The organism is Methylacidiphilum sp. Yel (genome assembly GCF_004421185.1).
Taxonomy (GTDB): Bacteria; Verrucomicrobiota; Verrucomicrobiia; order Methylacidiphilales; family Methylacidiphilaceae; genus Methylacidiphilum.
Genome location: NZ_LXQB01000001.1, coordinates 12,147 through 38,949 on the forward strand (window position 1 = coordinate 12,147; position 26,803 = coordinate 38,949).

The following is a 26,803-nucleotide window of genomic DNA, read 5'->3' on the forward strand; positions in this document are numbered from 1 at the left end:
GAAAAACAAGCTAAGTAGGTCTCAATAGAAAACTTTCTTTTTTTGATTGATCCTTGGGATGGAAAGGTCCGCTGGCTGATTAGCAAGAGTGAGTATTTTATTCTGGAGAAGATAGGCTTTCTTGTGCATTTAGTAGAGAATGAAAGCAGTGAGGATTCATACTTTTGGACTTGATGGACTTGCCATGGTTGATCTGGCGGATCCAATGGAACCCAAAGACAAAGAAATTCTGGTACGGCTTCAGGCGGTTTCTTTGAACTATAGGGATTTGTTGATGGTAAAAGGCCTGTATAATCCCGATCAAGCTTTGCCTTTGATCCCCTGCTCTGATGGAGCGGGCGAAGTGGTGGCCGTAGGCAAAGCGGTCCAGTCCTTTCGACCTGGGGATAGAGTTGTTGGAACTTTTTTTCAAGACTGGTTAGCTGGTCCTTTCGAAAAAAAATACGGTCAATCGGTGCTGGGCGGCCCTCTTGATGGTACCCTTGCTGAATATATCTTTTTGAAAGAAGAGGGGGCGCTACCGATTCCTAAAAATCTTAGTTTTGAAGAAGCGGCTACGCTACCTTGTGCCGCACTGACAGCCTGGAATGGGATTGTGGAAGAAGCAGCCCTCTCTCCTGGACAAACCGTCGTGGTGCAGGGCAGTGGAGGCGTAAGCCTTTTTTCCTTGCAATTTGCGATGGCCTGTGGGGCTCAAGTGATCTTTCTGTCACGGAGTGAAGAAAAAATAGAAAAAGCAAAAAAACTGGGAGCCAAGGAGGGCATACATATCACTAAAGAGAAGAATTGGCATAAAAAAGTTCGGGAACTGACCGAGGGAAGGGGTGCAGATGTACTGATCAATGTCCTGGGTGGGGATTTGGAGGAAAGCATTAAGGCTGTCAAACATGGAGGAATGATATGTTCGATTGGGATTTTGATTGGATCAAAAGCCCAGATTGATGTGGTTTCTCTTCTTATGAGACAAGCAAAAATCCATGGGATCTATGTGGGTAACCGGCTTATGTTTGAGGCGATGAATAGAGCCATTACAACATTGGGAATTAAACCGCTGATCGATACCGTCTTTCCTTTTTCTCAATATAAGGAGGCTTTTCTGCGTTTAGAAAGTGGCGAGCATTTTGGAAAGATTGTCCTTCGGTTAGGCGATACATCAGGAGGTTTATAAAAAACCTCATTGTGGAGGCAAAAAATAAAAGGGACCGATTTGTATTTCTCTTTTTATTTTCTCATAGAGGGTGTGTTTGGCTCTTTCTACAGCTTTAGGTACCTCCAACCCTTGGGCAAGAAAAACAGCAATCATGGAAGCCATAGAACATCCCGTTCCATGGGGATTGGCAGAAAAAATCCGTGGCAATTCAAACGAGTAGGTTTTGCCATTGTGGTGGAGCACATCGAGTGTCGTTTTCCCTTGAAGATGCCCGCCTTTGATCATAAAGGAGGTGCCGTACTGTTCGGCCAAGTCTTGAGCTACTCTGGGTAAGTCTTCGGGACCTTCAATGATAAAACCGCTCAATATTTCGGCTTCTTCTATGTTGGGAGTGACGATTGTGGCTAAGGGAAAAAGGTTTTTAGGCAGTTCTTCTTCCATTCCAGGTTCGGCAAGGGGATCTCCGTTTCCGGCAGCCAGCACCGGATCAATGACTATGGGAGCTTTAATGCGAAACTTCTGAATGAATTCCGCAATTTTTTCTGGAAGTTCCTTTTTGTAGAGCATCCCAATTTTGATTGCTGAGATCGGAAAAAAGTCTAGAATGGAATGAAACTGAGATTCAATAATCGAAAAGGGGAGGGGATAGAGGGATTCCACACGGCCAGGATGCTCGGCCACAATGCTGGTTATAATGGTTGTCCCATAGGCTCCAAGGTTTGTAACAGTTTTTAAATCGCCTTGTATGCCAGCTCCGCAACTACAATCAGATCCTCCAATAATAAGTATTCCAATCATCTTGTTAGATCCTACAAATAAGATAAAATGGATACACAGAAAAACAAATAAAGATTCAAATGGAAGAATTTTTAAAAGTCAATGAGATCAAAGTGATTATTGAACATCTCGAATATGAACGCTCCAAAAGCCTTTCTTCCAATTATCTTTATGTCTGTTTTTATTATATTTCGATTCTGAATTTTAGCCCCAAAACAGTGCTCTTAAAAGGTAGAAAATGGATAGTAACCAATGATTTAGGTGAAAAAACGGTCATTGAAGGCCTTGGGATTGTTGGGACTTATCCAAGGTTGAAGATGGGAGAAAAGTTCCGTTATTCAAGCCACCATTTCTATTCGAGACCTAGTGTCGTCGAAGGCTCTTATTTTGGCATTAATTCAGAAGGCTCTCTGATTGTGATCCCTATCCCTAAGTTTGCTCTTTTGATTCCTGAAGATATTATTTAGCCGATTGAGCCTTCTGACATAGACTTTTTGCCTACGCATTGGCTCTTTTTTAAGTAAGTTAAAAGGACCCTTAATAAAGGGCGTGTGGTGACTTTTAAATGAAAATCCAAAATTAAATGAAAAAATTTTGAACAAATCCCATTTTATTCTATTTTTTTATAGCGGGATATAAATCAAGAGGCCTGCGGGGGTTAGTGAATGGAATGTTATCACTCAGTTGGTGGCTAAAAACAGCTACAAGAGCCAAAAAAGAAGGTATAAGATTGAAGGGCAATTCAATACAATATGAATCCAGTATGGATGAAAGAGAAGGAATAATTAGCCCGCTTACATTCCTTCTTTTAGAGAATGCGTTTTTTCCTGCACGCACAGGCAGGAAAGACCATAACAGGCCTTCTCTCTTTTTTTTCTTGGGACTATTCTTTATTTTAGCCCTTTGGAAAGGTGTTTACCCAAACCGGTTCTCCTCATTTGTTTTTTCTCAGATGAAAAGAAGGGAACCATCCGCAGCCAATAATGATCCTCATCCAACAGCTGGATTCCTTAAGAAAGGAAACAACAATGAAAGATCGTCAATTAAGAAGTACTTACAGAAAGGATTCTTCTCGAAGATATTCCAGAAAAAATCGGTATGCCTTACGTTCGGAAGAAACAAAAAAAGTCAAAACTTCTTTTTGGAAGAGTTTAAAAGAAAAGATTTCCTCGTATTTTGGAAATCTTTTTGGTTCTCACCCGACCAAATCAGTTGCTCTTACAAAACAAACTGATAAAAAGGAGGAGACAAAAACCGAAGAGAGGAAAGCTCCAGAGAAGTCTTATACAGAAGCAAAGGCTCTAAGCAAACCGACTGTGACTAAATCCAAAGAGCAGGGAGCGACCTATAAGGAGTGGTCACCTAAGGCTACAGTGGATCAAGGGACTGAGCCTACCGAAGCAAAAACAGTTACGGAGAGCCTAGAAGAACAAAAAGAAGCTCAGAGCCCACCTCCTGCACCGTCTATCGAAGAGCTTGTTACTTCCAACAAACTCTACGTGGGTAATCTTCCCTACAATTTAACGGATAGCGATCTATTTGAGATTTTTGCCAAAGTCGGACCAATAAAAAATGTGGAGATTATTCGAGATAGAAGGACGAATCGTACCAAAGGTTTTGGGTTTGTAGAAATGGCAGATCTTGATTCCGCTCGCAAAGCCGTGACTATTCTCAATAGAATAGAGGTTATGGGCAGACGCATAATCGTCACTGGGGCGAAATCCGAAAAGAAAGATTCCACCCAGGAATAAAATCTCTTAAAAGAAAGCTAGATCCCTATCTTTTTGGAACAAAGGCCATGGGGCCACCATTGAGCTATGCACCCTCTTTTAAAGATATTGACTAGAGGTACCGAACAGGTCATTTCAGAAGAAGAGCTAGACAAGCTCCTTAGTAGCGGAAAAAAGTTGCGAATCAAGTTTGGCGTGGATCCAACCTCGGCCAATCTTCATCTGGGTCATGCCCTTTCCTTGCTGAAACTCAAACAATTTCAAGACGTAGGCCATCAAGTGCTTTTAGTGATTGGTGATTTTACTGCTTCGATTGGTGATCCAAGCGGAAGAAACACTACAAGGCCGCTAGTACCTAAGGAACAGATCCTTAAGAATGCCCAAACCTATACTGAGCAGGCTTTCAAAATCCTTGATAAAGAGCAGACGGAAATTTTTTGGAACGGCAGCTGGTTTGGGCGCCTATCAGCCGAAGAACTGCTTGGTCTAGGAAGAAGAGTCACGGTCAATCAGCTTCTGCACAGGCAGGATTTTCATGACCGGTTCACTGCTGATCAATCCATATTCCTTCATGAGCTGTTTTATCCGCTATTGCAAGCTTGGGATTCGGTCATGGTGAAGGCTGACATTGAAATTGGGGGAAGGGATCAGCTCTTCAATATGTTGTTAGGAAGAGATTTTCAAAAGGAAGAGGGACAGAATCCGCAAGTGGTGATAACTCTTCCTATTTTAGAGGGCTTGGATGGCTCAAGAAAAATGAGTAAGTCTTTAGGAAACGATATCGGGATTACGGAGCCTCCGAAGGAAATCTTCGGTAAAACCATGAGCATTTCAGATTGGCTAATGAAAAGATGGTTTCTGGTGCTTTTCGGCGAAGAGGTTGATCCCCATGCTAATCCCATGGAAGAAAAGAAGAGACTTGCCGAAAAAATTGTGACTCTTTTTTATGGAAAGGAAGAAGCTATCAAAGCTAGAACTGAATTTGAGCGAGTGTTTTCCAAAAAAGAACTTCCCGAAGAGATGCCTGAGTTTTGCTTCTCTCAAAAGCAGATGCCCATTGTAGAGCTATTAGTTGCTGTGGGAGCAGTAAAAAGCAAATCAGAAGCCCGAAGGTTGATTAGCCAGGGTGGAGTCTCTTACCAAGGCAAGAAGGTTACTGATGTTCACCATTCCGTTGAGATACAACCGGATGCTGTTTTAAGATGCGGGAAAAGATTTTTTGCTAGAATCAACCCTTCTAGCTAAAAGACTTTTTTGACCATGTGTGCGACAAACCCAGCCCTTTAGAGCCAGAGAGGGAAAAAGGGATAGCGGCTGAGCCAGCTGCTTTTCCTTAGGCTATCGTGTGGGATCTATTGCTGCTGTTTGATTCAATGGGGCTTGCGGGGAGGAGAAGAGGAACAGAGTCGATCATTTTTTAGGGAGTTTTTCAAAGAAAATTTTGACTTCACTCTCCTTTTTCCCCAAAAGTTCTTGAGCCCTGATGAGGGCCTGACGAGTCGAAAGATTGGGTTGGGTAGGAATCAGTGGGAACACATTTTTTCTACCGATACGATCTAAGACCCCAGAGTTTCTCAAGACGCGGAAAACGGGACGGATGACCCCACTGATCAGCAGAAACTTCCCCTGTTCAGTGAGCCAATGATGCAGTTCTTCTAAAGCCATTGCATTGGTAGCATCCAGGTGATGGGCGTTACGCATTCTTAAAATGACCACTCGTATTTTTGGATTCAGAGCAAGGATCTTGTTGATCTGTGTTCTAAAAAGTTCTGAAACTCCAAAAAAGAGTTCTCCTTCGATATGGATGATAGAAATATCTGGATGAACGGTCGTTTCCCCTTTTATCTTTTCTCTTAGATCCCCCTGTTCGGTATCGAAAGTGTACTCGACAAAAAAGGGCTCTCCAGCTTGTTTGAGAAAGAACAGAATGGAAGCTCCAATGCCAAGGCCGATGGCAAAATCCAGTGGAGTGAGCAGTGCGCCGATGAAGGTGACAACAAAGACCGTAAAATCGAATCGAGTGGCTGTAAGCGCAATTTTGATTTCGTTAGGATTTATGAGGGATAATCCTGCGCTTATGACGAGGGCCGAAAGAGCTGGAATGGGAATATAGCCTAGAAGAGGGCCTCCGAATAGCAGAGCTATGGACATGAGGATGCCGCTCCATAAATTGGCAAGCTGGGTGGCTGGTTTGCTTGCCCAGTTTAATGCGGATCGTGTTAAGGAGCCTGATACAGGCATACCACTAAAGAAGCTGCATCCAATATTAGCAATTCCCTGAGCGAACAGATCGCGGTTTAGTTCTAAAGATTCTCCGGACCTATTGGCAAGCGATCTGGCAATGCCTGTGCCTTCTACGGCAGCAAAAAAAGCGAGCGCAAAAGACATGCTTGCTAGGGTGGAAAACCAGTGAAAATTCATCGTTGGGAGCGTGATTGGCCAGGTGGCCATGGGAATAGGTTTTAGGAATTCAATAGGTAGATGCAAAGAATGCATCAAGGTGCCTAGAAAACTCATCAAAACAAGGCTTAGGGCAATAGCTGGGAGTTTCGGAAACCGCTTTTTAAGCAACCACCAACAGCCAAGCGAGCAGATACCGATAGCTACAGATGGCCACTGGATGAGATGTAGTCGACTCAATGTTTGCAGAACAATATCGAAAAACGTATAGGCTTCCGAAAGCTCAAACCCCATAACTCGGTGCAGCTGTCCTGCAATAATAAGGAAAGAAGCCCCGGTAATGTACCCAACAATAACCGTTCTGGATACATATTGAGTGAGGCCTGCCATTCTAAAAAGGCTGATGAGGATCAAAATGATCCCCACAAAAAGCAATACAAAGGGTAGGGTGGAAAGTTTGTCTACTTGCTTTTGGATATTTAAATAGGTACTAAACAAAAGGACTGAGGTGGCATTGGTTGGACCAAGTACGACATAGCGGGAGCTTTGAAAAAGGGGGCCAAGCAAAGAAGAGATAGCGCAAGCATAAAGTCCATACTGGACAGGCAATCCAGCAATGAGAGCATAAGCCATTCCCTGTGGGATGGATAAGAGGGCCACATTAATGCCTGCTTTGAAATCGGTTTGAAACTTTTCTTTCGAATAGTTTTTGATTGTGTCCCGGAACGGACCAAGATCAAAATGCAAATCCTGAATTTGCTCAATAAACCGTCCTTTCCATCGATTAAAGGATGGAATAGAACGCCTGATCAGGAATTTGATATTACGCTTGAATCTAAACCCATCTTTTGGAGCCATTCTTTGTAAGCCTCGGGGAAAATTTCTGAAGGTTTAATTTCGCTTCTTCCTCCCCAAAAAATGTTCGTATAGGAAACTGGGATACCGACCGCCTCCAAATGTTCGTCGATCGCTTTCTTATGAGATTCCAACAGTCCTTTTTCCTTTCCATGGGCTACTGCCATGATATTGACGTTTTTAAACTCACTTCCTGCTTCCCTCCAATAGCAATGAGTAAGAATTTCAAATCTTCCGATTTGCCCCCCCGCTTCTCTTTCCATGCCTTGAGGAACGGCCCAGTGGAAAAGGGCGTTAAACTTAGTCACTTTTTTCCCGTCATACAAGGGTTTAACATGTTCCAAAAAGGTAGAAAACCTTCCTAAAATCCCAATTTTTTCAAGCTCTTTGGCTATTGAGAAAAATTCCTGGCTACTCATCCCTATTTTGCTTGCTCTTTTTTCCCATAATCCCTCCTCAATTTCTTCCAAAGTCAATTCTTCTTTCAAGGATTTCAGCACAAGCCACTGTTTTTCACTAAGCGTTTTTATGGCGATCGGATGCATGACAGCTGCCCTTGGCGATTTTGTTCCAGGAAGAATCGTTTTTCGGCGGATATGTCCCACCCCTAAAGTAAAGATTCCTTTGGCGGGCATGATCTTGTAGTCTTCAGCGCCAATAAGATTTTTTAGTAGTTCACAATGAGTTTGAATAGAAAAGCCTTGAGGGACTTTTAAGGTGCTCCATAGTCGATACCGGGCCCCTGCCGCCGCCGGATCTGTAGAACGAATCACTACATGGCCACTAAATGGATCTTTTTGAAACAGAAAGTCAAAAGCTTCATGCAGACTGCTCTCCGGTATTTTCCAGGCTACTAATGCTCCAGGCGCTAAATCATTAGCTAAAAGGGTTAGCCGTATGCGCCGGATTGTTCCAGCAGAAAACATCAAACGGATTCGTTCTAAGACCAGAGCAAGAGGTAGGTTTGTCAAATGGGCAATTTCTCTGAAAGGATCCGCAATAAAGCCCTGCAGTCGATCTTCTGAGACCGAAAGGATTTTTTGATTGATCTCATCTTCAATACTGGCAGTGGAATCAAAAGCTGAAAGGGGCATATTCGTATAAATCATTGGTCTAAGTACTATATTATTATAAAAAGAACTGCATTTTAAGATTTTTTTCTTTAGCTCTCTTGCTGTTTTTTCTTCTTGAAATTTACTTCAAGCTTCTGAGCCACTTTTTGAGCGAACTCTTCAGTCGTACAATAGGCAGCAGAGCCTTTAGCAATATCCATCGTTCGATACCCATCTTTTAGAACCTCTCTTACGGCATCTTTTATAGCCTGGGCAGCTTCTTCTTCCTGGAAACTATATTCCAACATCAACGCCGCGGACAAAATCTGTGAAATAGGATTAGCTATTCCTTTGCCAGCAATGTCAGGAGCGGATCCTCCGGCAGGCTCGTATAAGCCGAATTTGGTGGCACCAATGGAAGCACTGGCTAAAAGCCCAAGGCTTCCAGCAATGCCCGCCGCCTCATCACTGAGGATGTCTCCAAAAAGATTTTCGCAAAGAAGGACATCGAACTGCGTGGGTTTTAATACAAGCTGCATGGCCGCATTGTCTACGTACATAAACTTCAAGTCGACCTCAGGATAGTTTTTGGCAATTTCCTTGACAGTCTTTCTCCATAACAAACTCGATTCCAGAACATTAGCTTTGTCAATAAGGGTCAAACTCTTTTTTCTCCGCAAAGCTATTTCGAAGGCGACTGTGGCCACTCTTTCAATTTCAGAGCTATCATAAAGAAGCGTATCGATCGCTCTTTCCCCTTGCTCCGTTAAAACCCTTCCTTTGGGCTGACCAAAATAAATGCCCCCTGTCAGTTCTCTTACGATAAGCAGGTCTACCCCAGAAGCTATTTCGGGTTTAAGGGGAGAAGCGTCGATGATTTCTGGATAACAGGTAATTGGCCTAAGGTTGGCAAAAAGCGAAAAAGTTTTTCGTAAGGGAAGCAAGGCAGCCCTCTCAGGTTGTTTTTCTGGCGGCAGACTTTCCCATTGTTTTCCTCCTACTGCACCAAAAAAAATGGCTTGTGCCCGCTTGCAGATTTCCAGAGTTTCTGGAGGCAGGGCTTTACCCGTTGCTTCTATAGCCGTTCCTCCCACTAAGGCTTCTTCAAAAATGAGTTCAAAACCGTACAGATAGGAAGCTAATCGTAAAATTGGAATAGTGACTCGCACCAATTCTGGACCTATACCATCTCCAGCAAGAACAGCGACACGATAAGTTTTCATAAAGGAAAAACTAAAATGAGACTCAATAGAAAATTAAGAGCCAGCTGGAATCATCCCCGTTTTTTTTGCATAGTTAAATATTCCACCAGCTTCGATGACCTCTTTGGCATCCCCAAGAGGCTTTAAGGGATAAGCATGATCTGCCACCAACAGAGTCTCCGTTTCTAGGTCAACGACCAGTTCTTGGCCAATCTCTATTTTTTCTGGAAATCTCTCTCCGATCTCATAAGGAAAAAGAACCCCTGTGGCAATACAGTTGCGAAAGAAAATTCTTGCATAGCTTTTGGCAATGACCACTCGACAGCCAGCAGCAGCTAGAGCAATGGGAGCATGCTCTCGAGATGAACCACAGCCGAAGTTTTTTCCTGCAATAATAATGGGATATTCCGTCTTGGTTTTACCTGCTTCAACAAACCGAAGGGGATAGAGAGATTCAGGCAATCCGCAAAGGGCATAACTGCCCAATTTTTCGAGTTCTTCAGGAACCGTTGGGACATACATAAGATATTGTGCTGGAATAATTTGATCGGTATCGATATTATCCCCCACAACGTAAGCTTTACCAAAAATTCTTTTTGTCATTTTCTTCTTTTGCTTCTTTCTATATTTTTCTCTAGATCAATGCAAAACTTAAAACTTGATGCAATAAAAAGAAAGTGGAAAAGAAAAGATTTAGTTGCTTTAGAAACACTAGATTTTTCTGAAATCGAGGCCATTTTGCTTGCGGCCAAAGAGTTTAAGACAATTCTCAAGGAAAACCTTCCTCTTCCTTTTTTAAAAAGACGCACTGCCTTGGCTTTGATGGTTGAACCAAGTACCCGCACACGGGTTTCCTTTGAAATTGCGGCTAAAAAACTGGGCATTTCTTTTTTATCGATTGACTACAAAACCAGTTCTATTCAAAAAGGTGAATCCTTGAAGGATACGGCTAAGAATCTCGAAGCCTTGGGGATCGATTTTCTCATCATTCGCCATCCAGCGGCAGGCTCTGCTGCCTTTCTGGCAAAACTCCTTAACATTTCGGTCATTAATGGAGGGGATGGTGCCCATGAACATCCAACGCAGGGGCTTCTTGATTTGATGACTATTGAAGAGCATTTTGGGACCGTCCGTGGGCTTAAGGTATTAATCGTTGGGGATATTCTGCATAGTCGAGTGGCCCGTTCGACGTTTTGGGCTCTTTCGAAGTATGGGGCAAAGGTAAAATTTGTCGGGCCTATCACCCTCCTGCCTAGCTATTTCAAAGATTTTGGAGCAGAGATCAGCTACAATCTGGATGAGTCCTTGCCTTTTGCTGATTGCATCATTCTGCTCCGGCTTCAGCATGAAAGACAAAGAAAAGATCTTTTCCCCTCCATAAGCGAATACATTGCCTCTTATAGCTTGACTACAGAAAGAATGAAAAAGTGCAAAAAAGATGTTCTCATTATGCATCCAGGTCCGGTGGAAAGAGGGGTAGAAATGGAAAGCGAACTGGCTGATTCGCCCAATTCAGCCATTCTAAAGCAGGTAGAAAATGGTTTAGCCATCCGAATGGCTGTGTTCTACCTGCTTGGTAGCTACTTTGAGAATCGGCCATAAACTAGCTTGGTAGACAATGAAAACTGAGGAGGCTTTTTTTATATCGGCCGGCCGGCTCATTGATCCGCTCCTAAGGCGTGACGAGGAGCCAGCTGATCTTTATGTAGCAGAGGGTAAAATTGTAGATCCTGCCAACTATCCCAAAGATTTTCCTTGGACCAAAATAGACGCTCAGGGCCTTATCATTCTGCCTGGGTTGACCGATATGCATGTGCATTTGCGGGAGCCCGGCGAATCTAGAAAAGAAACGATTAGAACGGCCACGATGGCTGCTGCCGCAGGCGGCATAACGACTGTGGTGGCTATGCCCAATACTATTCCACCAGCCGATCATCCCGATACGATCGCTTGGATCCGTAAAAAAGTGGAGAAGGAAGCGCTAGTAAAAGTCTATCCTACAGGATGTCTCACTGAGGATCGGTTGGGAGAAAAACTGGCTCCCTTTCAATCTCTTATTCAGGCTGGAGCTATTGCGTTGACAGATGATGGCAGCTGCGTTCAGAATGCCCGAATAATGCGCCGGGCAATGGAATATGCATCTGTTTTAGGAGTGCCCATTCTGGATCATTGCGAGGATACGGCTCTATCGGATGGAGGGGTAATGAACGAAGGGCTATGGAGTACGCTTTTGGGGTTGCCTGGTTGGCCCAGTATTGCTGAAGAGCTGATCGTTAGCCGTGATATCCTTCTTTGCGAAAAAACCGGGGCGAAAATTCATTTGCAGCATTTAACTACAGAAGGATCCATTCGGCTCTTGAGGGATGCTAAAAAAAGGGGGCTTCCCGTAAGCGCTGAAGTTTGTCCGCATCATATTGCCTTAACCGAATCTGCCCTCAAAGAGTATGATCCCCGCTTTAAAATGAACCCTCCCTTGCGGACGCAAAAAGATCGAGAAGCCTTGATAGAGGCTCTAGTTGATGGTACTGTGGAAGTCATTGCTTCGGATCATGCCCCTCATGCTCGTTTCGAAAAAGAGGTGGAGTTTGAAAAAGCGCCCTTTGGAGTCGTTGGTTTAGAAACGCTAGTGGCAGTTTGTCTCAAGGAGCTCTATTACTCGAAAAAAATGGAACTGGTGGATTTGTTTGCTAAGTTAACCGTAGGTCCCAGTCGAGTCCTTGGACTAGAGCCTCCCTCCCTACGATATGGATCGCCTGCGGACCTTATTCTGCTAGACCTCAACGCTTCCTGGCAAGTCGACTCTAAGGCCTTTTTTTCCAAAGGCAAGAATACACCATTTGAAGGAATGAATCTAAAAGGAAAGGTTGTGTTGACCATGATTGATGGCAAGATTGTATGGAGGGAAAAAAGGCTAGTGGAGGAACAAAAAATGGTGTAAAAAAAATAGCTTTAACCAATAGAGATGAAAAAACATAAAAAGAAGGCATTCTTAGTCCTTGAAGATGGTAGGGTGTTCGCTGGTGAATCTTTTGGAGCGGAAGGCACGGTCATTGGAGAGATCTGTTTTAATACTTCGATGACAGGCTATCAGGAAATACTGACGGATCCTTCCTATCGAGGCCAGATTGTGTGCCTGACCTATCCAGAAATCGGTAATTATGGACTTTGTCCTTTCGACCATCAGTCCAGGGATATTCAAGTAGCCGGTTTAATCATCCGTTCTCTTTCTCCGATACCTAGTAGTTGGAGAGCTTTCTGTTCGCTGCCTGAATTTTTAAAACAGAAGGGAGTAATTGGGATCCAAGGAGTCGATACGAGGCGACTGACGCTGCACATACGGGAAGCTGGGGTATTGCGAGCGGTCTTGACAACAGAAGACATGGAAAGGACGGAGGCGGTAGCATTAACCCAAAATTGGGACTATTCCAAAGTCGATTTTATAGCTCAGGTAACGACACCAGTGCCCTACCGGTGGGATGAAATAGAAGCGTTGAAACCGATCATTGAAGAGATGAAGGGGGCAGATGGTTGGGATGCCCATAAAAAGGAGTTGATCGAAAAATGGAATCAGCGGCTCACACGGCTGGCTCCACCCATTTATCGGTTAGCGGTCATGGATTTTGGCGTCAAGTTCTCTACTTTACGCTATCTTCGCAGAAAAGGTTTTGATCTGCACGTATTCCCAGCCTATGCGTCTGCAAAACGTATTTTAGAAAGTGATCCTGACGCTATTTTTCTCTCTAACGGTCCCGGAGATCCTGCGTTTTTCGAAAGGTTGCATGCAGAAATAAAACCGCTTTTAGGAGCCAGGCCTGTTTTTGGTATTTGCCTAGGGCATCAACTCATAGCTATTGCTTTGGGAGCGAGAACCTTCAAGCTGCGCTTTGGGCATCGAGGAGCAAATCATCCGGTAAAAAATCTCTTTGATTCGACCATCAAGATTACTTCTCAGAATCATGGGTATGCGGTTTGTGCCGAATCGATTCCTGATTGCTTGAAAATTAGTGAAATCAACCTCAACGATGGAACCATTGAAGGGATGGTGCATAAGACTAAGCCCATTTTTTCTGTGCAGTATCATCCAGAAGCTGCTCCAGGACCGCATGATGCGTTAGGCTATTTTGAAGTTTTTTTCAATAAAGTCCGGGCAAGTAAAATTTATCAGGTAGGATAAAACACGATGAAATGGCAGTTGCATGCCCTTTCTCTAGAAATTAACGCTGGTAGGGAGTTGGATGAAGGGCAAGTTCAAGAAGCAGTAGCGTGGCTGTTGAATCCATCTATACCTGATTCAGAAAAAGAGCAGTTTTTGGTTTGCATGGCGCGTCGTGGGATGCGGCCCAAAGAATTGGTTGCCTTTGCTAGGGTCTTTTTAGAAAAGAGTCTTAGATTATCCTTTCAAAAGCAATGGGATAGTCTCCCCCTTTTTGATTGTTGTGGATCGGGAGGAGGGGGATTGTCGCTATTCAATGTTTCCACTGCTATGGTTTTTGTCCTGGCTTCTCTGGGAGTACCGGTAATCAAGCATGGGAATAAGGGGATAACAAAAATCTCAGGCAGTGCGGACGTTCTGGAAAAGCTGGGGATAGCCTATAGGCTTTCTCCAGATGGGGTAGATCGGTCAATGAGGGAGATAGGTTTTGCTTTTGTTTATGCGCCCGATTATCATCCTAGCTTTATGCAATTAGCTCCTTTAAGGAAGAAGCTGGGCGAAAAAAAGATACAGACCGTTTTCCATTTCCTTGGGCCATTAATGAATCCTGCTCGACCAATGGTACAGGTAGTCGGCGTGTTTAGAGAAGAGCATGTGGATCTTTTTGACGCGGCCCTTGAAGCTATGGGAATAGAACAGCGGGCCATCGTATACGGGCTAGATGAGCAATCGAATCCTTTAGGAGAACTAGGTGTCGAAGGATTAGGGAAAGCCGCAGGCATAGCTTTAGAAGCAATACGGCCTTTGCTGAAAAAACATGCTCTCAAAAAGGGGTATGCTTGTGGATCGATGGCCGAAGCACTGGTGCATTCTCCTCTAGAAAGTGCCCAAAAAATCGAAGCGATTTTCAGAGCAACCCTAAAAGGGTATGCCAGAGGACTGGTGGTAGCAAATTGTCTGGTAGGCCTCTTACAGTGGGGATGGAAAAGAAAAGTGGAAGATGCTCTAGAGGCTATTGAGGAAGCGATCGATTCAGGCAAAGTCTATAGAAAATTGCAAGAAGCAAGGCATTTTGCCCTTGTGTGGCAGAGAGCCTCTTCTTCTTCTTAAAATATTCAAAGAAGAAGGAGTGAATTTTTTATCGAGAATCTTAAAAAAAGAGCCTATCTTTTCTTTTAGCTTGTGGCAAAGCCTCAGAATGTAAAACAGGAAGAACTCCGATGAATTTTTTCCCCTTTGATTCTCAACGCTTGTCTAGGACGCTTTTTTCTTCCTATGCTTGCTTAGGGCGGCAGCAGAAAGGAAAGCTTGTTTTGGGCCTCTGCTTTTTTTTCTTTCTTAGTTCCGGATGGTCCCAAAACAAAATCCCTTATCGGGCCGAAGATGAACCCACGGTGCTTGTGGTGCAAAAGGTGATGCCTGCCGTAGTCAATATCAGCTCAGAAAGAATCATACAGAAAAGAGTACAGGATCCTTTTGATCTTTTCTTTGGCAGGTATTATAGCTATAAGGAAAGAGTCAAGAGTTTGGGCTCTGGTGTTTTGGTCAGTGCCGAAGGCTACATCATTACCTGTGCGCATGTAGTGGAAAGGTCCATCGAGCGCAAAGTCCAAGTGACTCTAAACGAAAAAAAATCCGCTGTGGAAGGCAAAGTGTTAATCATTGATCCTGCTGTGGATCTAGCTCTTTTAAAAATCGAATCTAAAACTGCCCTTCCTTTTCTTGATATTCAGAGTAGCTCCCCCACGCTGCTTGGTCAAACGGTTATCGTTCTGGGCAATCCAGTGGGCTATCAGAATAGTGTTTCCAAAGGAATCCTCAGCGCGATGGACCGGACGATTGAAACCGATGAGGGTAGGATCGAGGGACTCCTACAAACGGATGCCGCGATCAATCCCGGCAATAGTGGCGGTCCGATTGTGGATATTTCAGGTAAGTTTGTGGGTATCAGTTCTGCTAAGTTTGCTGGAGAAGCGATAGAAGGGATAGGATTTGCTATTCCTGCTAAAAAAGTGAATATTTTTTATCAAGAGGCATTGTCCGAAATAAAAAACGGAACCCCCTCTCAAAAAACAGTAACAATTGAGCAAATATTAGCTAAGAAATTTGGGTTGCATGTCCAAGAGATAAACAGGGAGTTAGCAGAAGCTTTCCATGTGCAGGAGGGAATGGGTTTGCTCATTTCTGATGTAGAACCCAATAGCCCTGCAGCCAAAGCGGGAATCAAATCTGGAATGATCCTTCTAGCAATTGGCAACCGTAGAGTCGATGAATTGGAGTCCTATCCTATGCTGCTCAAGGATATTAAAAGTGGTGAAGGAGTATTAATGACTATTATGGTGGTTCGGGAAAGCCAAGGGTTTTTCCTCAGTCAAACCTCTACGGTGCAAGTATTTTCTAGATAAGATTTTTTGCTATTAGCTAACGAAGAGAAAAGCGTGTATTTTTTTCTAGATTATTTTACACATAAAATAAAAAAAGAGTTTTTTCTCTATTCAAGATTGGAATAGAAAGAAGTGATATGATAAAGCAATTGCTGCAAAAGGTATTTGGCTCAAAAAACGAAAGAGAGCTAAGTAGGCTTTGGCCTATTGTCCATAGAATCAACGAGCTAGAAAAGGATCTTTTTTCCCTTTCTGATGAGGCGCTGTCCAATAAGACTTTTGAATTTAAAAAACGGCTGAACGAAGGGGAAAGCCTTGATGATCTACTTCCCGAAGCTTTTGCTGTGGTAAAACATGTCTGCCGCAGGTTTAAGGAAAGCGGCAAAGTGATCATTGTTCGCGGTCATCCAGTGGTTTGGGACATGGTCCCTTTTGATGTCCAGCTTTTAGGGGGCATTGTCCTGCATATGGGCAAGATTGCTGAAATGGCCACCGGCGAAGGGAAAACTTTGGTTGCCACTCTGCCTGTTTATTTAAATGCATTGCTTGGTCAAGGGGTGCATGTGGTAACCGTCAATGATTATTTGGCAGCTAGAGACAGTGAATGGATGGGGGAGATTTATCGGTTTTTGAATCTAACGGTGGGCTGCCTCCAACAAGGACAGTCTTATGAGGAACGCAGAGCGCAGTACGCCTGTGATGTTACCTATGGGACCAACAGTGAGTTTGGCTTTGATTATCTTAGGGATAACAGCATCGTGACGCAAAAAGAGGAGAAAGTTCAAAGAGGTCATTTTTATGCGATTATCGATGAAGTGGACAGTATCCTCATTGATGAAGCCCGTACGCCATTGATCATTTCTGGTCCTGCCACCGTTGGAGCTACTCAGGAATATAGTCGCTACAAACCTCAAGTCAGCCGGCTTGTTCAGCAACAAGTGATCGAATGCGCACGCATGGCCGAGGACGTCCAAGGGTTGCTTAAGGATAAGGCAGCCAATAAAGAAAAAATCGGTCGACTTCTCTTCAAAATAAAGCTGGGTATGCCCAGGAATAAACAACTAATGAAATTCTTGGAAGACCCAGAGATTAGAAGGTATATGGATGATGCCGAGCTTTCTCTTTACCAGGATTCGCGTAGAACTGAGTTATATGCCATAAAAGAAGAACTCCTTTTTTCTATTGATGAGAAAAACAACGAGGTAGACATCAGTGAAAGGGGAAGAAAGTTTTTAAATCCAACCGATCCCGATTATTTTGCTCCTCCAGATCTAGCTGCTCTCTTCGATCAGTTAGACAAAAATCCTGGATTGGATATTCAGCAGAAAGAAAAAATTCGGTTACAAGCCCAACAAAAATATGAAGAAGCAACCGAAAGGATCCATTGCGTTTCCCAGTTGCTAAGAGCCTACTGCCTGTATGAAAAGGATGTCCATTACGTGATTCAGGACAATAAAGTTGTCATTGTCGATGAGTTTACAGGGAGGCTTATGCCTGGAAGACGATGGAGCGAGGGGTTGCATCAGGCCATAGAAGCCAAAGAAGGGGTGCAAATTGATCGAGAAACGCAGACCTTGGCGACCATAACCATACAAAATTATTTTAGGCTTTATAAGAAACTGGCTGGAATGACAGGCACCGCTGAGACAGAGGCCAATGAGTTTCATGATATATATAAGCTAGATGTGGTGGTTATTCCGACGAACAAACCCTGCCGTAGAATAGATTATGAAGATACCATTTTTAAGACGCGCCGGGCGAAGTACCAAAATATAGTCCAGAAGATAAAAGAACTGCATGCTAAGGGACAACCTGTGCTGGTAGGCACGATTTCCGTTGAAGCTTCCGAACTGTTGAGTCGAATGCTAAAAAGAGAAAACATACCGCATAACGTTCTCAATGCCAAACATCATCAACAGGAAGCTGAAATTATTGCGCGTGCGGGCTTACGGGGAGCGGTGACGATTGCGACGAATATGGCAGGAAGAGGCACGGACATTAAGCTAGGTGAAGGGGTTGCGGAGCTGGGGGGACTCTATGTTTTGGGAACAGAAAGGCATGAGGCTAGGCGGATCGATCTCCAGTTGCGAGGTCGATGCGCCAGACAAGGGGATCCAGGGATCTCAAAATTTTATATTTCTCTAGAAGATGATCTGATGCGGAATTTTGGGGATTCTAGGAAAATTGCTTCTCTTTTGACTAGTATGGGAATGAAGGAGGATGAGGAATTAGAGCATCCATGGCTGACTAAAGCAGTAGCGGCTGCTCAGAAAAGGGTAGAACAAAGAAATTACATGATTCGCAAACACACCCTGCAGTATGATGACGTGCTGAATCTGCAAAGAGAAGTGGTTTATGGGTACCGCAATGAAATCCTTGAAACGGATAATCCCCGAGAAGAAATTTTTTCAGCGGTTCAGGAAGTGATCGAAAAGGAGGTCAAAAACCGGATTAGTAGTGGAGAGCGTCCAGATTTTGTGGGGCTTGCCCATTGGGTCAATCAGATGTTCCCGGTTGTGGTGAGGCCGGAAGAAATCGAAAAGTTGGGGACTGAGAAAGAGCTAAGCGACTATCTTTTAGATAAGGTCAGGAAAGCTTATGAATTAAAGATTAAATTTGAGAAGAGTGATGAGTTGATTTCTCTGGAAAGATACATTGTCCTTTCGGCTATTGACAAGCTGTGGCAGGAGCATCTCTACTCAATGGACGGCCTTCGAGGCAGCATTGGATTAAGAGCCTATGGGCAGAAAGATCCTTTGATTGAATACAAACAGGAAGCTTATCTTCTTTTTGAGGATCTTATGGATCGAATCAAAAAAGAAATAGTCCATAATCTATTCAGATCGGCTTCTAGTGTTGTCGCTTTTGAACAATTTCTTTCTTCTTTAACGCGCAGCGAGCATACCGATCAGCTGCCGGCGGCAGTTTCTCCTGTTGCCCACGAAGAGGAAGAAGAGGGGGGAGAAGAAAAAAAGGCAGCGAAAGTAAGCTTGCCTATAAGAAGAGCTGGGCCAAAAATGGGAAGGAATGACCCCTGTCCATTGGATCCAAGGAAAAAATTTAAAAATTGTTGTGGTGCCCAAGGAGCCAAATGCTGTTTAAAGATAGCTATGGAATATCCCTATTCAGAAGAAGGGCATCGAGAGGCTAAGAAATGAGCTTCGATGAGCCCAGAATAGTTACTTTTGATGAGAATTGAATTGATCAATACGGGGACGGAAATCCTATTGGGATATAAGCCCAATACGCATCTAGAATTTCTAGCCAATCAACTCTTTTTCCTTGATAGAAAAATTGCTTTACAACAGACCGTGGGGGATGAGGAGGAGCTAAAAGAAGTGATTAAAACTTCTTTTGCTCGTTCCACCGTTACGATTGTTACAGGGGGCTTAGGACCAACATCGGATGATTTGACAAGGGAGGCAGCGGCAGCAGCCCTTAATCTTCCCTTGGTTTTTTATCCAGAAGTTTCGAAAAAGGTGCAATCCCTCTATGAAGCCCAAGGGATTCAAGCTCCTGAATGGGCAGTACAAAAACAGTCATTTTTCCCTGAAAACTCTCTTATTTTGGAAAATCCTTATGGTACGGCTTGTGGAGCTATCATTGAAAAAGAAGGCCATTACTTGATCTTGCTTCCAGGACCGCCAAGGGAACTCGAACCGATGTGGAAAAAAAGCGTCATTCCCTGGTGGAAAGCCCATTTTCATTCTGAAAAAACCACCCGATTAGTTTGCCGAATCATCGGAGTACCCGAATCGGTCATACAGGAAAAAATAGAATCGAAATTGAAGTTGGCGGGTATAGAGGAAATAGGGTATTGTGAAAGCCCCGGAGAAGTCTCTCTAAGATTGCTTTTCAAAGACCCCGATGCTATAGAGAAGATCGCTCAGCTTCTGATCGAAGCCTTCGGCGATGATTTGTATACTCTAGAAGACCAAACGCTCGAAGAGGTCGTTATTAAAAGTGCTGCGGCAAGGAATTTGAAAATTGCTACCGCTGAATCCTGCACGGGAGGCTTGATAAGCAACAGGCTTACCGACGTGCCTGGAAGCTCAGCCGTCTTTACCTATGGCTGGGTGACCTATTCGAACGAAGCGAAAATCTCTCAATTGAAAGTCAACAGCCATCTCTTTTCTTCGGTTGGTGCCGTTAGCAGGGAAGTCGCAGAAGCTATGGCATTGGGTGCTTTGGAAGCAAGTGGTGCAGATATATCCCTTGCTGTCACTGGCATTGCTGGACCTCAAGGTGGCACTCCAGAAAAGCCTGTGGGGCTTGTTTGGTTGGCCATCGGGAGAAAAGGAAAACCGATAAAATCCTATGAACGATTTTTCCCTTCCGATAGACTAACTTTTAAACGACTTGTATCCCAATTTGGTATAGATCTATTAAGACGATCTATTCTCGACAAAAATTTGCCTAAATGTTAAGAAAATTAAATGTTGCATTAATCTATTTTTTGTTAATTTTATAACCGTGGCAGCTGTCATTCTAAATATTTTTCGGATACAATTTCCAGATGTAGCGAAAGCCGATCCCGATGGACTTGTCGCAGTGGGTGGGGATTTATCGATTTCTAGGCTGCTAGCGGGGTATCGTTCTGGTATATTTCCCTGGACCGATCGCCCATTGACCTGGTGGTCTCCTGATCCAAGAGCGATATTCGATATTGCTTCTTTTAAGCCTCCTAGACGCCTAGCACAAAAAATAAGGCAAGGGCAATTTCAATTTACTATCAACCAATGTTTTAGCGAGGTGATTCAAAATTGCGCAAAGCCAGCCCCTGGCAGAGAACATACCTGGATCAGCCCACGGTTTATAAAAGCCTATACCGATTTGCATCGCTATGGGTATGCGCATAGTGTGGAAGTTTGGTACAAAGGGATGCTAGCGGGAGGCCTCTATGGCGTTTCGATTGGTGGGTTTTTTGCTGGAGAATCGATGTTCCATAGGGTGACTGATGCGTCGAAAGCGGCTCTAGCTTTCACCATTGCCCATCTAAGAGAAAGAGGTTTTGTGCTATTTGATACACAGGTTGCTACGCCGGTAACCCGACTTATGGGTGCTGTGGATATTCCGCGTAGTGAGTATCTTCAAAGGCTTTCTCAAGCTTTAAAAGTTCCGACTAGCTTCGTCTAAAAATCTAAAAATTTTAGGGAAAAACTTTTTCTTGTCATTGTCTCCAAAAAAGGCAAAAAGTCGAATGTTTCGATTTTTTGACTTTCCTATGAATCAACATGCTAGAGATGGTTTTTTCTTCTTTTCTGGTGTCATTTGCAAAAGGATTTTAACTTTATCCTCTAAAATGCATATTCAGGGGCTAGAGAAAATCCCCTTGAGCGGGGGCTGTCTGCTTGTTTCTAATCATATCAGTCATTTTGATCCCATCATCTTAGGCATGAATTCTCCTCGGCCAATCGATTATGTAGCCGATGGGAAACTGTTCAATGATCTCGTTCTTTCTCAGATTTTGACGAACCTGAATGTCATTCCAGTAGATAGAGAGCGGATGGATCCGAAAGCCGCAAAGTCAATAGTCAGTCGACTCAAAGCGGGTCGATTGGTTGGATTATTCCCAGAAAGAGGGATCAGGCATGGTAAAAATTCCATTTTGCTGGGAGCGAAACTTTCGTTGAGCCCAGCCGTTCTTTGCCAATTGTCCCAGTGCCCAATCTTGCCTACGGTCATTGTCGGCTCTGATCTTCTTTATCAGCCAAAGACCTGGTTTTATAGACCAAGAATATTCGTAAAATTTGGCGAGCTGATTTATCCGGAAGCTTCGGAGAAAAGAGGGGAATTGACCAAAAGAATCCATGAGTATCTCCTTATGCTTTTTTGGCAGCTTGTAAAAGAGTATAATATCGATCCATTTGAATGGCCTTGCTCAGCTCAGCAAAGGTGGAAGGAAAAACCCCGCCGTTTTTGAAAAAAGCAATTCTTTAAGGCTCTGATTTCTCTCCTATCTTCTTGTACTCTCTCTTTCTTTTATTTCCTCTAGCTATTGGAGATTCTCTTAGCGCTTGCATCGATGCTGGTCTTGGATGAAGCTCCAAGGCAAGAAGGCACTGTTTGTTGCTAAGAGTTAAGCAATGAAAGCGCCGTGTCGATCGCTGAGAGATGCGCCTGAACTCTTTTGACAATATCCCATTCGGAGGGGGTCTCGATGGTGTAGATTTTCTTGCAGCCTAATTGAAAATAAAAATAAATGGCTTCTGGATAGCCATTTTTTTCAAACCAACTTTTTTTGACGGGTCTAGAGAGGACCCCCCCATTGTGTTTCCGCCCTTCAATCTTTGGTCGGTTATCAATCGCACAGGTCTTCGAAACTTCCTCTAGGATCTTTTTGCCTAAGCAGAGGTTTGCGGGAGTTTCATAGAGATAGACCCCTTGCGCATCGTAGTCCTCATGTAAAATCAAAGCTAAATCAAAAGGGGCGCGATCTTCTAAGAAGCGCCGGATTTCTTTGATAGGGGATAGATCAACTTTGTGAAAAGCCCTGTTAAGATCGATTCCCTGCTCGTTTAGTCGACTGTTATGTTTCAGTCCCCAGGGATTAATAAGAGGAATCACAGTAAATTGGTAATTGTAAGAAGCCGATGAAAGATTTTCCAACCATTCAATAAGAGCTAAAACACCAGCTGGTTCATCTCCATGGATGCCTGCAGAAAGATAGACATGTTTGGCAGAGGGGCTAGGTGCCGAAGAAAAAAGAGCTGTGATTGAGTAGTTGCTAACGGTAGCAAGGTGCTTTTTTTTCCAGCCCAGTTTCTTGCTTAGGCTTGTAATTTTTTTCTGAACCCACAGTGGATCATGAAACGGTACTGTCATAACTAGAGAATATTTTGAAGAGCTAACATCTTTAATAACAATTTTTTATTCAATTCGATAATCATTAAAATATATAATAGAAATGGAGTCTATGGATTTATAGCCAGACCTCAGAAGCTATTGGCTTTTTTTTAAGGAGGATAGCTCACCCTGTTTGCTGACCGAATGCGGCCGCCGCAAGCCCCTTGCTTCAGACATGGGGAGGTTCAGTAGTAATTGAGCTAGGTGGCTAAAAAACTGTGGCATCTATCTAGCTTACAGCTACTCCGAAATAGTGCTCTATTGTGCTCGAAGCACACACTTTCTATTTTTTTTTGTTATTTTAGCTTCCTTAGAGATACAATCAATTCGAAAACGAAAAAGACAGAGCATCCATTCCATCCTCTACCAAACCATTAGGAATATTCCTCTTTGGCTCTTTCCCATAGCTTGTCCAGTTCTTCAGGGGAAACTGGATTAGCTTTGTCTTTGAGTTCTTTTTCGACAAACCGACATCTTTTTTCAAAAGTCAACAAGGAGGCTTTAATAGCTTCTTCTGGATCGATCCCAAGCAATCTTGTAAAATTGATTGCTGAAAAAATAAGATCGCCAATTTCTTTTTTGATCTTTTCTAGGTCCTTTTCCTTGTAGGCGTCTTTGATTTCTTGGAGTTCTTCTTCCATTTTCAAAAGGGGACCTTCTGGACTGGTCCAATCCAGATGCATTTTGGAAGCCCTGGATTGGAGTTTTATGGCTTTAAGGAGGGGTGGCAGTAGGGATGGAATACCGTCGAATAAGCTTTCTCTATGCGGTTTTTCTACTTTCTTAATTTTTTCCCAATGCTTATGGACCTCGTCGGTAGTGGTGGCTGATTCGGTACCGAATACATGAGGATGACGGCGTATTAGCTTGGTGCAAAGAGCATCTAAAACTTCCAAGAAAGAAAAGTTTCCCTCTTCTTGAGCTATTTGTGCATGGAAAAAGACATGAAGAAGAATGTCTCCAAGTTCTTCCTTCATTGATGCCATATCTTCAGAGTCAATGGCTTCAATCAGCTCATAACATTCCTCAATGAGTTTTGCTTTCAAACTCTTGTGGGTCTGTTCCCTATCCCAGGGACAGCCTTGGGGCGATCTCAAAATGGTCATAATAGAAAGGATTCGGAGTAAGGGGTCTTGGGGCAGAGAGTCGTATGGATTCATAGGTGGCTTAAAAAAAGAGAAAAGCAACATTATAATACAAAAGCAAAGTCTTTCAAACAACAGTTTATCTTTAGGGAGAAAAGGAATTGCGGATAACCTGAATTTTCCTACTGTCCGCTATACCAAGACCATATTCTTCAGCCGTTTGAATGTAATGGGAATAAGGACTCAGTGGAGGAATTCTTGCCGAACTCCTCCAGGAGTCCATTTGCGGAAGCACGATAGAATCAATAGCAACAGGATCCGTACTCAAATAGATACTGCCAGTCACTACCGCATATTCTGGGCTGAACTGTGGACCTCCAGCATATCCGGCAATCAATGCATCCATAACATGGAGGATGACCTTTTTCCTGACTATAGGTTGATCGAGGATTTCAGCGATGGCTGGATCGCCCCATACCCCTTCTCCCTGGAACCGCCGCGTATTATCGACCATTCCTAGAGCAAGCGAAGCAAGACAACCATTAAGTCCGATGTTGGGATTGTCACAAAACACAGGCACGTTGATAATTTTTGAGCAGATCTGTGTGACAATTTTCGCATAGAAGGATTTGTTACTTACCCGTCTTTCGAGGCTGCTGACTGGGACTCCTTTTTCGTACAATTTGGCAACGTTCTCTTCTGAGTTCGAAGCCTCTTTCTTTTCAAATGGCGAAGGCTTGAGTCCTTGAAAGAGCATATCTCCCCAGATGAGTTTGCCTAAAATTTCGTTGACATAAAAAACCTTTGGATCGAATCCGGTTTGGGGAATCACCGATTTGACCAGATAGCGGCTATCTTCGGTAAGCGGTAGATAGTTCGCGTTATAAAGATCATCTTCGTATTTATCCCAAACGATGATATGCTGGGCAGGAACCCCTGCTTCCATAAGACTTTCTGCTATGGCATTGACCAACGCTTTTCTTGTGGACATAACGGTCCCTCCTGATGCGTTGATCTTTATGCCCACTACATCCTTTGAGCTGACATGAAAAAAGCTTGACCAGGCCTCTCGGCTTGATGATTTCTGAGTGTAGGTTTTCAGAGCGGATTGAAACATTGCTTTAACTATTGAAAAATTAGCTTCATAGCCTACGACCGAAGCAGGATTTTCAACGATAAGAACACGGTGTTTTTCGGTCGTTTGAGCCCAAAGAGCAGCTAACAAAAGGCAAAACTCAAGCAGTAAAACCCAAAAAGTAAGCATTTTAGAAAAGTCCAATTTTTAATTCGGTTTTTCTTCATAATAGCGTAAAATAGTTTGACACGAAAGCATAGGGTCATCATCCAACTTTGCGATGGATACAATCGGCTTCAAAGAATTTGTGGAAAGGGTACGCAGGGCTAATGACATCGTTGAGGTCGTGAGTGAATATGTGGTCTTAAAAAAAGCCGGTTCCAAGTTTAAGTCCCTTAGTCCATTTAAAAAAGAAAAAACGCCTTCTTTCTTTGTTGATCCGCAAAAACAACTCTTTAAATGCTTCAGCAGTGGGTATGGGGGGACTGTTTTTGATTTTATCATGTATTATGAAAAGCTCGACTTTTTAGGGGCATTGAAATATTTAGCCCAAAGAGCGGGAATTGCCTTTCCTTCTTCCTTTCGGTCTTCGGAGAAGGCAGAAAAGCTTTCTATTCAGCAAAGGTTATGGGATCTCCACAGAGCTGTTGCCGAATATTGGACCAAAATACTACTCGAAGAGCCAGAAGGGGAAGTGGGAAGAGCCTATCTGAAAGAAAGGGGGATAGATCTAGAGACAGCTAAAACCTTTGGCCTCGGCTATGCCCCAGCCCTCTGGGATGGATTGCTTAGATGGGCTGCAGAGAAAAGTGGGTTTCTTGAACTCTTAGAACCCGCTGGTCTTGTCGTCCGGGCTGAAAATTCAAAAATATATGATCGGTTCCGTGGGAGACTCATCTTCAGGATCGCTGATGAAACTGGAAAAATTGTGGGTTTCAGTGGCAGGCTTATAGGAACGGATCAGGGTCCTAAATATTTGAATTCTCCTGAAAGTCTGATTTTTTCGAAAGGGAAAATTCTCTACGGGCTCAATGTGGCAAAAAAAGCGATCGTAGAGTCTGACAAAGCGATTTTGTGCGAAGGCCATATCGATTTGATCCGACTGCATGCCTCGGGATTTCCCACGGCTGTTGCCACGCAAGGTACAGCCTTAACGGATCACCAAGCTGCCCTTTTGAAAAGGTTTTGTTCTGAAGTAATAGTTGCCTATGATGGGGATAGGGCTGGGGAGGATGCGGCAGTCAGAGCACTGGATATCCTTTTGGAGGAAGGTTTTGAAGTAAAAGTAGCGCAGCTTCCAAGTGGCGAGGACCCAGATAGCCTCATTGCAAAAGGCGGCCGAGCCGCTTTCGAACAGATCCTTGCCACCGCTCTGCCTTATCCTTCTTTCGTTTTAAATAAGGCTTCTATAGAGTATTGCCCACAGACTGCTATAGGAAAAAGCAAAATTGCTGAAAAGATGGCTAGACTCATTGTCAAAATCAATGATCCCATACGCAGGCATGTTGCTTGTCTAGAAGTTGCCGCGCGGATTGGGGTCAGTGTGGAAGCCTTTGAAAAGAAAATTGAACAGACGCTACTTACTAAACGGGATAACCAGGAAGCAGTCGAAGAGGAGAGGTGGGCAAAAGACAGTATCAGCCCAGCTGTTTCAGAAACGATCTGGTTTTTAATCGAAAATCCCGAGTATATGCCCCGGTTCAAAGAAGCTCTGCCTCAGGAGGCATTGAAGGAGATTCCTGGAGGAGAGCTATTGGCAAAACTTTACAGAGTGGATGCTCTAAGAGAGCTCAATGGAACAACCCATTTTTTGGAAATGCTTTCTCAAGAAGAAAGGGAAAGGGTTGTTTCTTTTTTGTTTGAGCTACAGCAGGAACCACAGGGGGATTATTCTAAAGAAGAACATTTTTTGATGCTCAAAGAGCGGCTCTCTTCATTATGGTGTCAGCACCGAATAGAAAAAATAAGGCTACAAATCGCTTCCGAAAAACTATCTTCAGAAGAAATTTCAGCAAAATTAAAGGAGATTGTTGACTTAAGAAAAAAGCTTCTATAATTTAACTACTCGTTGTCAAAACATGTCCAAAGACTGAT

22 protein-coding genes are annotated in these 26,803 nt (G+C 43.5%); 14 read left to right on the forward strand and 8 right to left on the reverse strand.

The window, feature by feature from the left end:
- Positions 1-139: 139 nt before the first annotated feature.
- A complete protein-coding gene (locus tag A7Q09_RS00065; protein WP_134389294.1) occupies positions 140-1,168 on the forward strand; it encodes an NAD(P)-dependent alcohol dehydrogenase in 1,029 nt (342 codons plus the stop codon).
- 6 nt (positions 1,169-1,174) lie between these two features.
- Here A7Q09_RS00065 and thiD read toward each other — a convergent pair whose 3' ends face one another.
- A complete protein-coding gene (thiD, locus tag A7Q09_RS00070; RefSeq protein ID WP_134389295.1) occupies positions 1,175-1,948 on the reverse strand; it encodes a bifunctional hydroxymethylpyrimidine kinase/phosphomethylpyrimidine kinase in 774 nt (257 codons plus the stop codon).
- 59 nt (positions 1,949-2,007) lie between these two features.
- On the opposite strand from thiD, the gene A7Q09_RS00075 reads away from it, so the two are divergent.
- From A7Q09_RS00075 to tyrS, 3 genes are all read left to right on the forward strand, one after another.
- On the forward strand, positions 2,008-2,394 hold the full coding sequence (locus A7Q09_RS00075; RefSeq protein ID WP_134389296.1) for an ApaG domain: 387 nt from the start codon (positions 2,008-2,010) through the stop codon (positions 2,392-2,394).
- 561 nt (positions 2,395-2,955) lie between these two features.
- The gene (locus A7Q09_RS10815) at positions 2,956-3,678 is read left to right on the forward strand and encodes an RNA-binding protein (RefSeq protein ID WP_244228415.1); all 723 of its coding nucleotides are present in this window, start codon (positions 2,956-2,958) and stop codon (positions 3,676-3,678) included.
- Positions 3,679-3,744: 66 nt separating this feature from the next.
- Positions 3,745-4,902 (forward strand): tyrosine--tRNA ligase, encoded by a 1,158-nt coding sequence (tyrS, locus tag A7Q09_RS00085; RefSeq protein ID WP_134389297.1) that lies wholly within the window; start codon positions 3,745-3,747, stop codon positions 4,900-4,902.
- A 165-nt stretch (positions 4,903-5,067) separates the two neighbouring features.
- On the opposite strand, the gene A7Q09_RS00090 is transcribed toward tyrS, so the two are convergent.
- From A7Q09_RS00090 to A7Q09_RS00105, 4 genes are all read right to left on the reverse strand, one after another.
- The gene (locus A7Q09_RS00090; protein WP_134389298.1) at positions 5,068-6,915 is read right to left on the reverse strand and encodes a SulP family inorganic anion transporter; all 1,848 of its coding nucleotides are present in this window, start codon (positions 6,913-6,915) and stop codon (positions 5,068-5,070) included.
- Entirely contained in the window at positions 6,867-8,006 is a 1,140-nt protein-coding gene (locus A7Q09_RS00095) for an Lrp/AsnC family transcriptional regulator (protein ID WP_134389325.1), read from the reverse strand. The genes A7Q09_RS00090 and A7Q09_RS00095 overlap by 49 nt, the downstream gene beginning before the upstream one ends.
- Positions 8,007-8,074: 68 nt before the next feature.
- Positions 8,075-9,187, reverse strand: a complete 1,113-nt coding sequence (leuB, locus tag A7Q09_RS00100) for a 3-isopropylmalate dehydrogenase (RefSeq protein WP_134389299.1) — start codon at positions 9,185-9,187, stop codon at positions 8,075-8,077.
- A gap of 33 nt (positions 9,188-9,220) precedes the next feature.
- Entirely contained in the window at positions 9,221-9,769 is a 549-nt protein-coding gene (locus A7Q09_RS00105) for a 3-isopropylmalate dehydratase (RefSeq protein WP_134389300.1), read from the reverse strand.
- A 39-nt stretch (positions 9,770-9,808) separates the two neighbouring features.
- On the opposite strand from A7Q09_RS00105, the gene A7Q09_RS00110 reads away from it, so the two are divergent.
- From A7Q09_RS00110 to A7Q09_RS00150, 9 genes are all read left to right on the forward strand, one after another.
- On the forward strand, positions 9,809-10,768 hold the full coding sequence (locus A7Q09_RS00110) for an aspartate carbamoyltransferase catalytic subunit (RefSeq protein ID WP_134389301.1): 960 nt from the start codon (positions 9,809-9,811) through the stop codon (positions 10,766-10,768).
- A 16-nt stretch (positions 10,769-10,784) separates the two neighbouring features.
- Positions 10,785-12,104, forward strand: coding sequence for a dihydroorotase (locus A7Q09_RS00115; RefSeq protein WP_134389302.1), 1,320 nt, complete (start codon positions 10,785-10,787; stop codon positions 12,102-12,104).
- A gap of 24 nt (positions 12,105-12,128) precedes the next feature.
- The gene (gene carA, locus A7Q09_RS00120; RefSeq protein ID WP_134389303.1) at positions 12,129-13,340 is read left to right on the forward strand and encodes a glutamine-hydrolyzing carbamoyl-phosphate synthase small subunit; all 1,212 of its coding nucleotides are present in this window, start codon (positions 12,129-12,131) and stop codon (positions 13,338-13,340) included.
- A gap of 6 nt (positions 13,341-13,346) precedes the next feature.
- Positions 13,347-14,429 carry an anthranilate phosphoribosyltransferase gene (trpD, locus tag A7Q09_RS00125; protein ID WP_134389304.1) on the forward strand — a complete coding sequence of 361 codons (1,083 nt, stop codon included), beginning with the start codon at positions 13,347-13,349 and terminating at the stop codon, positions 14,427-14,429.
- Positions 14,430-14,632: 203 nt separating this feature from the next.
- On the forward strand, positions 14,633-15,724 hold the full coding sequence (locus tag A7Q09_RS00130; RefSeq protein ID WP_244228417.1) for a S1C family serine protease: 1,092 nt from the start codon (positions 14,633-14,635) through the stop codon (positions 15,722-15,724).
- Between the two features lie 116 nt (positions 15,725-15,840).
- On the forward strand, positions 15,841-18,861 hold the full coding sequence (secA, locus tag A7Q09_RS00135; protein ID WP_134389306.1) for a preprotein translocase subunit SecA: 3,021 nt from the start codon (positions 15,841-15,843) through the stop codon (positions 18,859-18,861).
- 30 nt (positions 18,862-18,891) lie between these two features.
- On the forward strand, positions 18,892-20,130 hold the full coding sequence (locus A7Q09_RS00140) for a CinA family nicotinamide mononucleotide deamidase-related protein (RefSeq protein ID WP_134389307.1): 1,239 nt from the start codon (positions 18,892-18,894) through the stop codon (positions 20,128-20,130).
- Positions 20,131-20,176: 46 nt separating this feature from the next.
- Positions 20,177-20,839 (forward strand): leucyl/phenylalanyl-tRNA--protein transferase, encoded by a 663-nt coding sequence (aat, locus tag A7Q09_RS00145; protein WP_134389308.1) that lies wholly within the window; start codon positions 20,177-20,179, stop codon positions 20,837-20,839.
- 64 nt (positions 20,840-20,903) lie between these two features.
- Complete coding sequence (locus tag A7Q09_RS00150; RefSeq protein WP_134389309.1) at positions 20,904-21,626, forward strand: 1-acyl-sn-glycerol-3-phosphate acyltransferase; 723 nt, start codon at positions 20,904-20,906, stop codon at positions 21,624-21,626.
- A gap of 149 nt (positions 21,627-21,775) precedes the next feature.
- Here the strand turns inward: A7Q09_RS00150 and A7Q09_RS00155 are convergent, their stop codons facing one another.
- The 3 genes from A7Q09_RS00155 to A7Q09_RS00165 all read right to left on the reverse strand — a co-directional run bounded on the left by A7Q09_RS00155 (position 21,776) and on the right by A7Q09_RS00165 (position 24,898).
- Complete coding sequence (locus tag A7Q09_RS00155; RefSeq protein ID WP_134389310.1) at positions 21,776-22,528, reverse strand: M14 family metallocarboxypeptidase; 753 nt, start codon at positions 22,526-22,528, stop codon at positions 21,776-21,778.
- Positions 22,529-22,923: 395 nt separating this feature from the next.
- A complete protein-coding gene (mazG, locus tag A7Q09_RS00160) occupies positions 22,924-23,709 on the reverse strand; it encodes a nucleoside triphosphate pyrophosphohydrolase (RefSeq protein WP_134389311.1) in 786 nt (261 codons plus the stop codon).
- Between the two features lie 70 nt (positions 23,710-23,779).
- Positions 23,780-24,898, reverse strand: a complete 1,119-nt coding sequence (locus A7Q09_RS00165) for a DUF362 domain-containing protein (protein WP_134389312.1) — start codon at positions 24,896-24,898, stop codon at positions 23,780-23,782.
- A gap of 91 nt (positions 24,899-24,989) precedes the next feature.
- Here A7Q09_RS00165 and dnaG point away from each other — a divergent pair, with 91 nt between their 5' ends.
- Entirely contained in the window at positions 24,990-26,765 is a 1,776-nt protein-coding gene (dnaG, locus tag A7Q09_RS00170) for a DNA primase (RefSeq protein ID WP_134389313.1), read from the forward strand.
- Positions 26,766-26,803: the final 38 nt, after the last annotated feature.

What these genes read in the sequence shown, in the direction of transcription:
- thiD (WP_134389295.1), bottom strand. Translation starts at nt 1,948, where the DNA reads ATGATTGGAATACTTATTATTGGAGGATCTGATTGTAGTTGCGGAGCT.
- A7Q09_RS00165 (WP_134389312.1), bottom strand. Translation starts at nt 24,898, where the DNA reads ATGCTTACTTTTTGGGTTTTACTGCTTGAGTTTTGCCTTTTGTTAGCT.
- tyrS (WP_134389297.1), top strand. Translation starts at nt 3,745, where the DNA reads ATGCACCCTCTTTTAAAGATATTGACTAGAGGTACCGAACAGGTCATT.
- A7Q09_RS00140 (WP_134389307.1), top strand. Translation starts at nt 18,892, where the DNA reads ATGAGAATTGAATTGATCAATACGGGGACGGAAATCCTATTGGGATAT.
- A7Q09_RS00095 (WP_134389325.1), bottom strand. Translation starts at nt 8,006, where the DNA reads ATGCCCCTTTCAGCTTTTGATTCCACTGCCAGTATTGAAGATGAGATC.
- A7Q09_RS00065 (WP_134389294.1), top strand. Translation starts at nt 140, where the DNA reads ATGAAAGCAGTGAGGATTCATACTTTTGGACTTGATGGACTTGCCATG.
- trpD (WP_134389304.1), top strand. Translation starts at nt 13,347, where the DNA reads ATGAAATGGCAGTTGCATGCCCTTTCTCTAGAAATTAACGCTGGTAGG.
- A7Q09_RS00150 (WP_134389309.1), top strand. Translation starts at nt 20,904, where the DNA reads ATGTTTCGATTTTTTGACTTTCCTATGAATCAACATGCTAGAGATGGT.
- secA (WP_134389306.1), top strand. Translation starts at nt 15,841, where the DNA reads ATGATAAAGCAATTGCTGCAAAAGGTATTTGGCTCAAAAAACGAAAGA.
- A7Q09_RS00075 (WP_134389296.1), top strand. Translation starts at nt 2,008, where the DNA reads ATGGAAGAATTTTTAAAAGTCAATGAGATCAAAGTGATTATTGAACAT.
- mazG (WP_134389311.1), bottom strand. Translation starts at nt 23,709, where the DNA reads ATGAATCCATACGACTCTCTGCCCCAAGACCCCTTACTCCGAATCCTT.
- leuB (WP_134389299.1), bottom strand. Translation starts at nt 9,187, where the DNA reads ATGAAAACTTATCGTGTCGCTGTTCTTGCTGGAGATGGTATAGGTCCA.
- carA (WP_134389303.1), top strand. Translation starts at nt 12,129, where the DNA reads ATGAAAAAACATAAAAAGAAGGCATTCTTAGTCCTTGAAGATGGTAGG.
- A7Q09_RS00115 (WP_134389302.1), top strand. Translation starts at nt 10,785, where the DNA reads ATGAAAACTGAGGAGGCTTTTTTTATATCGGCCGGCCGGCTCATTGAT.
- A7Q09_RS00110 (WP_134389301.1), top strand. Translation starts at nt 9,809, where the DNA reads ATGCAAAACTTAAAACTTGATGCAATAAAAAGAAAGTGGAAAAGAAAA.
- dnaG (WP_134389313.1), top strand. Translation starts at nt 24,990, where the DNA reads ATGGATACAATCGGCTTCAAAGAATTTGTGGAAAGGGTACGCAGGGCT.
- A7Q09_RS10815 (WP_244228415.1), top strand. Translation starts at nt 2,956, where the DNA reads ATGAAAGATCGTCAATTAAGAAGTACTTACAGAAAGGATTCTTCTCGA.
- A7Q09_RS00105 (WP_134389300.1), bottom strand. Translation starts at nt 9,769, where the DNA reads ATGACAAAAAGAATTTTTGGTAAAGCTTACGTTGTGGGGGATAATATC.
- A7Q09_RS00155 (WP_134389310.1), bottom strand. Translation starts at nt 22,528, where the DNA reads ATGACAGTACCGTTTCATGATCCACTGTGGGTTCAGAAAAAAATTACA.
- A7Q09_RS00090 (WP_134389298.1), bottom strand. Translation starts at nt 6,915, where the DNA reads ATGGCTCCAAAAGATGGGTTTAGATTCAAGCGTAATATCAAATTCCTG.